This window comes from Aeromonas sp. LsrichE-8G (genome assembly GCF_022869435.1).
GTDB lineage: Bacteria > Pseudomonadota > Gammaproteobacteria > Enterobacterales > Aeromonadaceae > Aeromonas > Aeromonas caviae.
Window position 1 is genome coordinate 1 of the sequence record NZ_JALIHH010000056.1, and the last position, 11,851, is coordinate 11,851.

Sequence of the window (11,851 nt, forward strand, 5' to 3'; positions counted from 1 at the left end):
GGACTCAAACTTTCCGGGAGGACAGGCGTGAATGAAGTCGAGAGCTTGGTCGATACGCATAAAAAAATCCGAAACCCAACAAGGAGTTTCGGATTCTTACACAGCCTGAGGATCGGTCAATGGATCCTTAACTGATCGGCATTACGGGTTGAACCCGCCGTTTTGTTGTCTGCTTGTCAGCGCCGGGCCGATCCTCAGCCGCGAATGTGGTCGATAAAGGCGTCGATCTGCTCGCGGCTGCAAGCCGGGTTCATGAATACCGCCTTTTCCCCGGCGATGTAGGAGTAACGGCCGCGCGCGTCGTAATCGGAGCGGGCCACCGCCTCCACCCAGTTGGTGTAGAGCCCCACCTTGCCGCGCCCGGTGAAGAGGCTGCTGTGGTATTCGGTGTTGCGTGCCAGCCGCGCCTTGTAGGCGGGGTCGGGACTGCGGGCCAGCTCGAAGGCGAACTCGGCCTCCGGATCCTGCACCCACTCGGGGTTGTAGATCTTGAAGCCCACGCTCGGCCCCTGGTTCTCCTGGGCCACCAGCTTGACGTTGCCGAGCTGGCTCAGACGGAAGCGGAAGTAGTTGGCGTTTTGCAGGCAGTGGGCCAGCACGGTGCGATACCCCTCCACCCCCAGGTAGTTGAGCGCCGCATAGGCACCAAACAGGCCGCTCGCCCCGCGGGAGCACTCGATGGTGGACTGCAGGTGGGTCTGGCCCTGAATGTCGCGCTCGAAGTAGGAGAAGTTCTCCGGATCGTTCTCCATCGCCTTGAGGTCGTTCTGCTCCTTGATCATCACCAGGCTGGAGGTGTAGGGCACATAGCCCCACTTCTGGAAGTCGACGGTGAACGAATCGGCGTATTTGAGCTCGGCAAAGCGCGCCACGTTGCGCTCGATGCCGGCCAGGGTCGCGGCGTTGATGGCCAGGGGGTTGGCGGCAAAGTCGTAACCCAGGAAGAAGATCATCGACCAGCCGATGGCGGCGTCCACGTGGATGTGGGGCTTGACCGCCACCTCGAAGCGCTCGCACAGGCGATCCCGCAGGTCCACCACGGGTTTGACCTGATCCACCCCGAAGGTGTCGGTGGTACCCATGGTGAGCATGATGGTAGGCACCACGTGCTTCAAGGCAAAACAGGCGGTCAGGGTGCGCTCGAGATCCGCGAGATCGATGTCGTTGTTCTCCCCGACCTGGATGCGGATGGTCTTGTTCTCGATGTCCACCCCGAGCAGGGAGAGGTTGGTGATGTTGGAGTAGTGGCCGCCCTGGGAGTTGATGATGCGGTAGTCCTGATAGTGGCCGAGCCCCTTGTGCTTGGCTTCCGGCAGGCTCTTGCGAATGCCGAGCAGGTAGCCGTAGAGGTTACAGAAGGTCCCCCCCTGGGTGAAGATGCCGGTGGCGCGGGCCGGGTCGTAACCCGCCAGCAGTGCTATCTGGCGCACTACCTTCTTCTCCAGCTCCTCGGCCACCCCGGCGTATTCGGAGTAGACCAGGTTGGGGTTGGCCAAAATGCCCATCTGGGCGCCGTAGATGGCGGGATCCGCCGACATGGTGATGACGTTCTCGACGCTGGAGGGGTTCTCCCAATCCTTTGACAGGGCGCCGGCAAACAGCAGCTCCGTCATGGGCTCCCCCGGGGTACGCATCTGCGCGGGCACCGGCATGGTCTCGCAGAGATCCGCGAGACGGGCGCGGCCATCTGGCCAGGCATTGAGGCGCGCGTCCGGCGCCAGTCCACGGGCGCGAAACTCGTTGAGGGTGGCAAAGCCGGGCTCGCGAAACACCGGCCAGAGGTCGGGGTTGCGTGAGAAAAAGTGGGCTTTGACGGTGGCAAAACGGCGGGCGAATTCGGGGGAGACGGCGTTGACGCCCTCATCTTTCAGATAGACCAAGTGATTCATTTTTATACCATTGATACTGCTGAGGTGCGGTTTTTATACTCCAGTGACACCTCTATCAACAGAGACAATAACTAATGGTCTGCCCTACTTTTTGTCATGTTGGCGCCCTGATGGGCGCCGCGCCCCCTCTCCCCTCTTTTCCCCTGTTCATCTTGTGATCCTGGTCATGGGCAAGGTCAGCGCAGGGCGGTCAGCAGCCATGCCGAAAACCCTTCCAGCTCGGAGTTGGCCGAAAACGTCGCCCGCCACTGACGCAGCAACTCGTCGATGGCGTCGGGACGATAGGCCACCCCGGGCAGGCGTGCGGCCAGGTCATCCAGGGGCGCAGGGTCCAGGGTGTCACTGAAGATCTGTGCCCGTCCTATCACCCCCTTCTCCACGTCGAAATGAAGCTCGACCCCGCCCCAGGGGAAGCGCTCCTCCAGCAGGTGGCTGAAGGCGGGAGCATGGCCGAAGTTCCACTCCCAGCTGCGTTGGCGGGCAAAAGTCTCGGCAAAGCCGGGCAGGTCGGGCATCCGCTCGGGGGAGATATGCTCGGGCGGGACCACCTCACCGTAATGGGCAAAGAAGGCGTCGCACAGGGCCTGTACCACCTGCTCATGATCCAGACCAGGCAGCAGCTCGCCAAGGTTCGCCACCCGGCTTCTCACCGAACTGATGCCCTTGGCCGCCAGCTTCTTGGGGTCGGGATTGAGGTAGTGGGCAAGGCGGCCGAGATCAGCATCCAGCAGCAGGGTACCGTGGTGAAAGCCGCGATCATGGTTCTCCCGGTAGGCCGAACCCGACACCTTGCGATCCCCGTCCGGGGTCGCCACCAGCAGGTCGTTGCGCCCGGAGGCAAAAGCGCTCACGCCGAGTCTGGCGAGGGCATCGATGACGATGGTGGTGGAGACGCTCTTGTCATAACCGGGCTTGCCCGCCATGAAGGTGAAACAGCTGTTGCCAAGGTCGTGGAACACGGCGCCACCCCCGCTGCTGCGCCGGGCCAGGGTCACCCCGTCCTCTTCCATGCGGCGGGTGTTGCACTCCTTCCAGGGGTTCTGGGCCCGGCCTATCACCACCGTATTGTCGTTGCGCCACAGGAACAGCACCCGCTGGGCCGGGTCCATCTGGCGAAAAATGCACTCCTCCACCGCGAGGTTGAACAGGGGATCGTGGGAGTCGGAGAGCAGCAGGCGCAAGGAAGACATGACAGGACCTTCTCGGAAAACAGGAAACGGATGACTACCATACCACCCTGAACGAAGGAAGGCGTCCCCCGACCGCCACAGGTCGACATCCGATCGGGGCAAGAGCATCAACTTCTGATACGACAGGAGAAGACAAGAGGGAGTCGCCGAAAACACGCAGTTTATCATTAACAGGCGAGAAGAGAGGCGGCAGCCATCCTTCCTGGAATGACACCTAATGCCCTTGTCACCGGGCCGGTGACGAGTCGACAAGGTTTCAAAATGAGCCGTGACGCCCATTGACGTGATGAATGACACAAAAATGACTTTTAATGCCTCCCGCGCCCCATCTTATTGGGGCTTGCTCCCCTTGCGAATAACAGGAAATTGTTTGACTCTAGCCAGAAGAGCACCTCCCGAGAGAACAGCGGTATGACGGAGTCCGATGCATCTCGCCAGCCTGTACGCTGGCTTCTGCCCTTCTGGGTGATGATTGCCACCCTGACCACGGCTCCCCTCAGGGCGGATGAGCGCGTCATCCTGCAACTTCCCTGGCAGCACCAGTTCCAGTTTGCCGGTTACTACGCCGCCATCGCCAAGGGGTTCTACCAGGAGGCCGGCCTGCAGGTCACCCTGCGGGAGGCGGGGCCGGGCACCGACGTCATCAATGAAGTCACCACGGGTCGCGCCCAGTTTGGCATCCGCGGCAGCGATCTGCTGCTGGCCCGGGCAGCAGGCCGCCCTGTGGTGGTGCTCGCCGCCATGTTGCAGCACTCTCCCCTGATGCTCATTACCCTGGAGCGGCCGGATATCCAGACCCCGGGCGATCTGGCCAACAAGCGGCTGATGCTCGAACCCGGCTCCAACGAGCTGCTCACCTACCTGCATCGCTACACCCGCAGCCGGCAGTGGGATACCCTGCCCTACGAGCGGGGGATACAGGCACTGCTGAGGGGCCAGGCGGACGCCATCAGCGCCTACAGCACAACCGAGCCCTTCACCCTGCAGCAACAGGGCATTCCCTACCGGGTGTTCAGCCCCCGCGACATCGGGTACGACTTCTACGGAGACAACCTCTTCACCTCGGAGAGTGAGGTCATCAACCAGCAGGAACGGGTCCAGCGCTTCTTGCAGGCCAGCCTCAAGGGGTGGCGCTATGCCATGGATCATCCCGAGGAGATGATCAACCTGATCCTGGAGCACTACCCCAGCGGGGCCGGGCGCGAGGCACTCGCCTTCGAGGCCCGTGAAACCCGAGCCCTGATGCAGCCCGACATCATCGAGCCCGGCTACATGCAGCAGGATCGCTGGCAGCAGATCGCCCGCACCTACCAGGAGGCCGGGATGATCAAGGCGGTGCCCAACCTCACCCCCTTCCTCTACAACAGTTCCCAGGCGAGCCTTCGCCAGCAGCGCCAACTGCTCGACAGGAGCGTGGCCATCGCCATGCTGATCTCCTTCTCCCTGCTGGCCCTGCTCGGCGTCTTCCTGCACCTCTATCTGCGTCTGCGGGAAGAGGCCAGTGACCGACAGCGGCTCACCCGGGAACTGGCCCAGCGCGAGCAGCACTACCGCTTCGTGGCGGAGAACAGCGGCGACGTGATCTGGACCATGGACACCGACAGCCTGCGTTTTCGTTACATCAGCCCCGCCATCGCGTCCCTGAGCGGCTATGAGCCCGCCGAACTCTTTGCCCTCTCCCTGCGCCAGCTGCTCCCCGATGAGTCCTGGAAACAGCTTCGCGACGGCATCACCGCCTCCCTCGAGGCCTGGCAACGGGGGGATCATGGGCAGACCCGGTGCGTCATCCACTCCCAGCTGTGCCACAAGCAGGGTCATCTGGTGGCCATCGAGACGGTCACTACCTTGCATGGCAGCGCCAGCACAAGACCGGACGCCATTTTGGGGGTGACCCGGGATGTCACTGAACGTTCGGCCCGGGAGGAGATGATGCGCCGCCTCGCCTTCTATGACCCCCTCACCGGCCTGGCCAACCGCCGCCTGCTGCAACAGCGGCTCAAGGAGACCCTGGAGCAGGCTCCCCAGCAGCCCCTGGCCCTGGTCTTCATCGATCTCGACCACTTCAAGCCCATCAATGACACCTTCGGCCACGAAACCGGCGACCTGCTGCTCAAGCTGGTGGCCGAGCGCATGGGGGAGTGCGTCAGGGAAGAAGACCTGGTGGCACGCCTTGGGGGGGACGAGTTCGTGATCATGCTGCCCGATACGGATGCCTCAGGCCTCGCGGTCGCCGACAAGCTGCACCGCTGCCTGCATCACCCCTTCCAGCTTGAACAGCAGGCGCTGCGCATCTCCGGCAGCATAGGGGTCGCCCTCTACCCGGATCACGGCGCCGATCCCAAGACCCTGATGCACCACGCCGATCAGGCCATGTATCAGGCCAAGCACCATGGCCGGGGCAGGGTCTGCCTGTTTTCCTCCGGGCAGGAGCCCCTCCCCGGCACCCTGCAATGGCAGCCCGCCCACGCATGCGGCCACCCCCGCATCGATGAGGAACATCGCCAGCTCTTCCTGCTGGCCAACCGCTTGCTCGAGCACATGCAGGATCCCGGCATCCATCCGGATGCCTTGCTGGCAGACATGGCGCAGATATTCGAGGTCGCGCGCCAGCACTTCCTCTTCGAAGAGCAGGTCCTCGCGCAATACGGCTATGAGGAGCTGGCGGCCCATCGCCAGGAGCACCAGCATCTGCTGAAAAAAGCCGGTCAGCTGATGGCGGCCGCACAGGCGGGCACCCTTGGCAACGATGCCCTGCTCAACTTCATCATCCAGGAGCTGGTCGTGGGTCACATGAGCCAGGCGGATCGCCGTTATTTCCCCCTGATGAAAACCTGCGATGCCCGCGAGGCGGTGTGATGCCAGAAAACAGGGGGCATGTGCCCCCTGTGTTTACCTCTGACTTCGGCGAACAAGCAGGCTGTAGTAGAGCAGCGGGATCACCACCAGGGTGAGCAGGGTGGAAACCAGGATCCCGAAGATCAGGCTGATGGCGAGGCCATTGAAGATGGGGTCATCCAGGATGAAAATCGCCCCTATCATGGCCGCCAGCGCCGTCAGCATGATGGGTTTGGCTCGCACCTGCGCCGCCTCGATCACCGCCTGCTCGAACGCCACGCCACTCGCCCGCTGCTGCTCGATGAAATCCACCAGCAGGATGCTGTTGCGCACGATGATCCCGGCCAGGGCGATCATCCCGATCATCGAGGTGGCGGTAAACTGGGCCCCCAGCAGGGCGTGACCCGGCATCACCCCGATGAGGGTGAGCGGAATGGGGGCCATGATGATGAGCGGTACCAGATAGGAGCGGAACTGGGCCACCACCAGCAGGTAGATGAGGATCATCCCCACTCCGTAGGCTAGCCCCATGTCGCGGAAGGTCTCGTAGGTTATCTTCCACTCCCCGTCCCACAAGAGCGCCACCTCCCCCAGCTTGTCGGGCTGATGCACGTAATACTGTGGCAGCGAGATGTCGGCACCGGCGGCAAACATGCCGTAGAGCGGGCTGTCGGTATGGCCGCCCATGTCCGCCACCACCATCACCATGGGCTGCATGTTCTTGTGCATGAGGTAGCTGGGGGCCACCTCGTCACGACGGCTCACCAGCTCGGAGACCCGCACCAGCTGGCCGCTCTGGCTGCGTACCTTGAGAGCCAGGATGCCGGTCAGATCCCGCTTGTCACCGGGGGCGAGCTCGATGCGGATCGGTACCGGATACTTGGCGCCTTGCCCCTGCAGCCAGCTGGCATCCTGATAACCCACGCCCCCGTTGAGGGTCGCCACCAGATCCCCGAGATCGACCCCGAGCAGGGCCGCCTGGGCGCGATCCACCACCAGCCGCCACTTGGGCTGAGGGTCGGTCAGATAGATGTCCACGTCCACCAGATCCGCCGTGGCCACGAAGCGGGCCTGTACGGCGCGGGCAGCGGCTTCACGGGCGGCCTGCGTCGGGCCATACACTTCCGCGACGATGGGTGACCAGACAGGCGGTCCCGGGGGCACCTCCACTACCTTGAGGTTGCCCCCTGCCGCACTGGCGATGGCCTGCAAGGGCGCACGCACCGACCGGGCAATCTCGTGACTGCTGCGATCCCGTTCATGCTTGTCCACCAGATTGACCTGGATGTCCCCCACGTTGGCGCCGCTGCGGATGAAGTAGTGGCGCACCAACCCGTTGAAGTTGATGGGGGCGGCGGTGCCGGCGTAGATCTGGTAATCCTTCACCTCGGGCACCCTGGCGAGCTCCCGACCCACCGCCAGCAGGGTGCGCTCGGTCTGCTCCAGGGTCGCCCCCTCCGGCATGTCGAGCACCAGCTGGAATTCCGACTTGTTGTCAAAGGGGAGCATCTTGAGCACTACCCACTGCACCATGGGCATGGCGGCGGCAGCCCCGACCAGCAGCAACACCACCAGCCAGAGCTTGCGTCTGGCGCGCTTGGCGCCATCAACGATCAGGAAAGGAGTCATCAGCCGGTGAAAGAGACCAGCCTTGGCCTCGCCGTGGGCACCGTGCGCCTCCCCCTTGAGCAAATGGCTCGCCAGCCAAGGGGAGAAGATAAAGGCCACCAGCAGGGAGATAAGCATCCCCATGCTGGCATTGATGGGGATGGGGCTCATGTAGGGGCCCATCAGGCCACTGACGAAGGCCATGGGCAGCAGGGCCGCGATGACGGTCAGGGTCGCCAGTATGGTCGGCCCCCCCACCTCGTCCACCGCGCCCGGAATGAGATCCTTGAGGGACCCCTTGCCCAGGCCGCGATGGCGGTGGATGTTCTCCACCACGACGATGGCGTCATCCACCAGGATGCCGATGGAGAAGATAAGCGCAAAGAGGGACACCCGGTTGAGGGTAAAGCCCCATGCCCAGGAGGCGAACAGGGTCAGTGCGAGGGTGATGACGATGGCGACCCCCACCACCAGCGCCTCGCGCCACCCCATACTCACCAGCACCAGCAATACCACCGCCGTGGTGGCAAAGATGAGCTTGCCGATGAGGGTGTTGGATTTGGTCTCGGCGGTGACGCCGTAGTCACGGGTCACCGTCACCTCGACGCCAGCCGGGATGAGCCGGTTCCTGAGGCTCTCCACCCGTGCCTCCACCCGCTTGGCCACCTCCACCGCGTTCTGCCCCGGCTGCTTGCCGATGGCCAGGGTCACCGCCGGGTAGCTGGCTTGCCCCTGCCCCATCCAGCTGCGCTGGACCGGGGTCTCTTCCCCAAGCGCCACCCAGGCCACCTCACCGAGGTAGACGGGCTTGCCGTCGTGCAACCCCACCACCAGCTCCCGGGCCTCCTGCTCGCTTTGCAGGAACTGCCCCACCTGCACCTTGATTTCCCGGTTATCCTGCACCACGGCCTGCTCGCTGCCCACCCTGTTGGCGGCCGCAAGTCGCTGGCTCAGCTCGCCCCAGCTGATGCCATGGGCGCTGAGGGCCGCCGGATCCGGCATCACCCGCAGCACGGCGCTCTGGCTGCCCAGCGTGTAGATATCGCGGGTACCGGGAATGCGCTTGAGTTCGGTCTCCAGCTCGTGGGCGACCCGGGTCAGATCGGAGGCCCCCAGCTGCTTGCTCCAGAGGGTCAGACTGACGATGGGAACATCATCGATCCCCTGGGGTTTTACCAGTGGCTGACCGACTCCGATCCCCTGTGGCAACCAGTCGCGGTTGGAGTCGAGCTGGTTGTTGAGATCCACGATGGCCTGCTCCCGGCTCACGCCTACCTTGAACACCACCACCAGCAGGGCGCCATCGGGTTGGGAGAAGGAGTAGAGGGTATCTATCCCCTTTATCTGGGAGACCACCTGCTCGGCAGGGGTGGTGACGAGGGACTCCACCTCTGCCGGGCTGGCCCCCGGGAAGGGAATGTAGACGTCGGCGAAGGTGACATCGATCTGGGGCTCCTCCTCCTTGGGGGTCACCAGCACGGCAAAGAGGCCGAGCAAGAGCCCCACCAGCGCCAGCAGCGGGGTAATGGCCGAGCCCTGAAACAGGGCCGCCAGCCGACCCGCCGGCCCCAGGTGGCCATGGTTGCCGTTCAGCTCGCTACTCATGGGACACCTCCTGTTGACGGGTCCAGGCATCGGGGGCCAGGGTGTCACCGCCCTTGAGACCCGCCAGGACCTCGCACAGCCCAGCCTCGCAGTGGCCGACCCGCACCGGGGTCAGGGCCCAGCCCTCCCCCTCTTTGAGGTAGACGCCGTTGAACTCCCCCTGCCGCAGCAGGGCGGGCTCCGGCACTTGCAACACCTGACGCTCACCCTGTTTGAGCTGCACCTTGAGCCACATGCCGGGCAGCACCCCTGCCGTGTTCGGCGGCAGATCGAGGCGCAGCCGGAAACTGTGGCTCTGGCTGTCGGCGTAGTTGAAGCGGGTCAGCTTGACGGGAGTCACGGCCTTGCCACCGGGCAGTAGCACCTGCACATCCGACGGCTGGCCGGCGAGAGCCAGCGCGGACTGGGGCAGCTCCAGCTCCACCCTCAGCTCGCCCAGGGAGAAACCGGATAGCAGCGGCGTACCGGGGGCCACCGTCTCCCCCAGCTCCACCAGCCGTCTGGTCACCACCCCGGCGTAGGGGGCGAGGATACGGGTATAGCCGTAGGCTTCCCGGGCCTGGATGAGGGCGGCCTCGGCGGCATTGACCTCGGCGCGGGCGGCCCGATCCGTTGCCTGGGCGTTGTCGAGCTGGGCCCGGGTGATCACCCCCTTGGCGATGAGGGCCTGATAACGGGTGAGCTGGCGCTCGGCCTCCACCTGCTGGGCCTGGGCCCTGGCCACCCGCGCCTCGGCGCCGGTCACGGCGGCAGATTGCTCCTTGCCGCTTATCTCGAGCAGGGGCTGCCCGGCCTGTACCTCGTCGTTCACATCCACCAGCATGCGGGAGACGCGGCCACTGGTCTGGGCCGCGACCGTCCCCTGATGAATGGCGCTCACGGTACCGCTCAGGGTGAGCCAGTCGATGACGCGCTGCGGGGTCAGCGTCAGCAACCCCTTGGCCTCCTCGGCCGCCACCAGGGTGGATGTCATGACCAGCAGGGTGGTCACCAGCAACCGGATTGTGTTCATCATGATTCTCCTTCCCTGGCTCATGGGCACCTTGAAAACTCAGGCAGTACGGTGCTGGCGAGCCTTCTCCAGCACCCTGTTCCAGACCTTGTCCACCAGCAGGATCCCGGCCGCCATGGCCCCGATAAACAACATTATCATGGGCTGTCCGCTGGAAATGAGACTCAAGGCGGGCCCTGGACAGATGCCGACCAGGCCCCAACCGATCCCGAACAGCGCGGCCCCGCCGATCAGGCGGCGATCCAGCCTGGGGGTGGGGACGGCGACGATGGGCTCACCCAGCACACTCTGTCGACGGGGTTTCACCAGCAAAAAATAACCCGGCATAAAGACCAGCAGGGCGCCTCCCATCACGAAGGCGAGGCTGGGATCCCAGGCCCCCGCCAGATCGAGAAAACCGGTGACCCGGGCGGGATCCACCATGCCGGAGATGGCCATCCCCAGCCCGAACAGCAGGCCCGCAAACAAACTTGTCAGCAACTTCATGGCGATCAGCTCCTTACAGCAGATGATGAGTGACGAAGACGGTGATGAAGCCTGCCGCCATAAAGATCAGGGTGGCGACGATGGAGCGCAGGGAGAGCCGCCCCATGCCACAGATGCCGTGGCCGCTGGTGCAGCCATTGCCAAGACGGGTACCAATACCGACCAGCAGACCGGCCAGCAGCACCACCGGCCAGCCGGGCAGCGTGGTGAATGCAGGCATGGTGGCCCAACCCAGGGTCAACGCCAGCCAGGCGCCCGCCCCGAGCCCCAGCAGAAACAGCACCCGCCACGGCGCCCGGTGTTGCAAGGCGCCGGCCAGAATGCCGCTGATCCCGGCAACCCGGCCGTTGAACAACATCAGGATCAGGGCCGACAGCCCCGCCAGCATGCCGCCGCCCAAAGAGAGCAGCCATTGGCTTTCCATCATCAAGATTCCTTATTTTCTGAGTGACAAAAATGGGTTTGCAGCGCCGCCAGCACATCGGCCGCCGCCTCGCTCACCAGGGAGTAGTAGATCTGCTGGGAGACTTTGCGCGAGCGGACAAGGCCCTGGCGCTTCAATACCGACAGTTGCTGGGAGAAGGCCGACTGCCCGAGCTGGCTGTGGGCCAGCAGCTCCCCGACCCCCATCTCCCCTTCCACCAGCTGGCAGAGCACCATCAGGCGTTCGGGATGAGCCAGCGCCTTGAGCAGGCCGGCGGCGGCTGTCGCATGTCGGTTCATCTCGTCGAAGTGGCTCATAAGATTAAATTAGCAATTGCTGATATTTGTTCCATTGTATAAAACAACTCTAAATTAGCAATCACTAAACAAAAGGAGACGAGAAATGACCGTCGATAACGGAGTCAGAGTGGTCGCGGGTGGCATGTTGCTGCTGTCGCAGCTGCTCACGGCCTGGGTCCACCCGGGTTTTGTCTGGTTGAGCGTCTTTGTCGGGGTCAACCTGTTTGTCGGGGTCAACCTGATCCAGAGCGCGTTCACCGGGTTCTGTCCCGCCGCCGCCGTGCTCAGGCGAATGGGGCTCAAATAGGCAGGCGGACATATTGGCTCACAGGAGCCGTGTAATAGAGCGGAGGCTCATTTTGACATCCTCCCCCACCTTAGCGCTTCGCGTCACAGGAGGGGGATTCCCATTACTGGGTGATAGCTGCTCGCGCAGTACCGGGTTCCTGCTTCATCGGGCGGCCTGATTGCACCACGCCTCCACAGGCTAAAACGGCGTGTCC

9 protein-coding genes are annotated in these 11,851 nt (G+C 63.7%); 2 read left to right on the forward strand and 7 right to left on the reverse strand.

Annotation, left to right across the window (positions count from 1 at the left end):
- Positions 1–194 precede the first annotated feature (194 nt).
- Positions 195–1,889: a pyridoxal-dependent decarboxylase gene (locus MUW49_RS10920; protein WP_244812756.1), complete on the reverse strand. Its 1,695-nt coding sequence runs from the start codon at positions 1,887–1,889 to the stop codon at positions 195–197.
- A gap of 176 nt (positions 1,890–2,065) precedes the next feature.
- Complete coding sequence (locus MUW49_RS10925) at positions 2,066–3,079, reverse strand: lipoate--protein ligase (protein ID WP_052815046.1); 1,014 nt, start codon at positions 3,077–3,079, stop codon at positions 2,066–2,068.
- 468 nt (positions 3,080–3,547) lie between these two features.
- Between MUW49_RS10925 and MUW49_RS10930 the strand changes: the two genes are divergently transcribed.
- Entirely contained in the window at positions 3,548–5,935 is a 2,388-nt protein-coding gene (locus MUW49_RS10930; protein WP_244812760.1) for a diguanylate cyclase, read from the forward strand.
- A gap of 33 nt (positions 5,936–5,968) precedes the next feature.
- Here MUW49_RS10930 and MUW49_RS10935 read toward each other — a convergent pair whose 3' ends face one another.
- The 5 genes from MUW49_RS10935 to MUW49_RS10955 are packed head-to-tail and all read right to left on the reverse strand — an operon-like array spanning position 5,969 to position 11,366.
- Positions 5,969–9,127 carry an efflux RND transporter permease subunit gene (locus tag MUW49_RS10935; RefSeq protein WP_244812758.1) on the reverse strand — a complete coding sequence of 1,053 codons (3,159 nt, stop codon included), beginning with the start codon at positions 9,125–9,127 and terminating at the stop codon, positions 5,969–5,971.
- A complete protein-coding gene (locus MUW49_RS10940; RefSeq protein ID WP_244812762.1) occupies positions 9,120–10,139 on the reverse strand; it encodes an efflux RND transporter periplasmic adaptor subunit in 1,020 nt (339 codons plus the stop codon). Before MUW49_RS10940 ends, MUW49_RS10935 begins: the two co-directional genes overlap by 8 nt.
- A 39-nt stretch (positions 10,140–10,178) precedes the next feature.
- Positions 10,179–10,625 carry a YeeE/YedE family protein gene (locus MUW49_RS10945; protein WP_210556950.1) on the reverse strand — a complete coding sequence of 149 codons (447 nt, stop codon included), beginning with the start codon at positions 10,623–10,625 and terminating at the stop codon, positions 10,179–10,181.
- Between the two features lie 13 nt (positions 10,626–10,638).
- On the reverse strand, positions 10,639–11,052 hold the full coding sequence (locus MUW49_RS10950) for a YeeE/YedE family protein (protein ID WP_171269915.1): 414 nt from the start codon (positions 11,050–11,052) through the stop codon (positions 10,639–10,641).
- Entirely contained in the window at positions 11,052–11,366 is a 315-nt protein-coding gene (locus MUW49_RS10955; RefSeq protein WP_210556951.1) for a metalloregulator ArsR/SmtB family transcription factor, read from the reverse strand. Before MUW49_RS10955 ends, MUW49_RS10950 begins: the two co-directional genes overlap by 1 nt.
- Before the next feature lie 85 nt (positions 11,367–11,451).
- On the opposite strand from MUW49_RS10955, the gene MUW49_RS10960 reads away from it, so the two are divergent.
- Positions 11,452–11,655 carry a DUF2892 domain-containing protein gene (locus tag MUW49_RS10960; RefSeq protein ID WP_210556952.1) on the forward strand — a complete coding sequence of 68 codons (204 nt, stop codon included), beginning with the start codon at positions 11,452–11,454 and terminating at the stop codon, positions 11,653–11,655.
- The last annotated feature ends 196 nt before the right edge of the window (positions 11,656–11,851 follow it).

What these genes read in the sequence shown, in the direction of transcription:
- MUW49_RS10945 (WP_210556950.1), bottom strand. Translation starts at nt 10,625, where the DNA reads ATGAAGTTGCTGACAAGTTTGTTTGCGGGCCTGCTGTTCGGGCTGGGG.
- MUW49_RS10940 (WP_244812762.1), bottom strand. Translation starts at nt 10,139, where the DNA reads ATGAACACAATCCGGTTGCTGGTGACCACCCTGCTGGTCATGACATCC.
- MUW49_RS10960 (WP_210556952.1), top strand. Translation starts at nt 11,452, where the DNA reads ATGACCGTCGATAACGGAGTCAGAGTGGTCGCGGGTGGCATGTTGCTG.
- MUW49_RS10955 (WP_210556951.1), bottom strand. Translation starts at nt 11,366, where the DNA reads ATGAGCCACTTCGACGAGATGAACCGACATGCGACAGCCGCCGCCGGC.
- MUW49_RS10920 (WP_244812756.1), bottom strand. Translation starts at nt 1,889, where the DNA reads ATGAATCACTTGGTCTATCTGAAAGATGAGGGCGTCAACGCCGTCTCC.
- MUW49_RS10935 (WP_244812758.1), bottom strand. Translation starts at nt 9,127, where the DNA reads ATGAGTAGCGAGCTGAACGGCAACCATGGCCACCTGGGGCCGGCGGGT.
- MUW49_RS10925 (WP_052815046.1), bottom strand. Translation starts at nt 3,079, where the DNA reads ATGTCTTCCTTGCGCCTGCTGCTCTCCGACTCCCACGATCCCCTGTTC.
- MUW49_RS10930 (WP_244812760.1), top strand. Translation starts at nt 3,548, where the DNA reads ATGATTGCCACCCTGACCACGGCTCCCCTCAGGGCGGATGAGCGCGTC.
- MUW49_RS10950 (WP_171269915.1), bottom strand. Translation starts at nt 11,052, where the DNA reads ATGATGGAAAGCCAATGGCTGCTCTCTTTGGGCGGCGGCATGCTGGCG.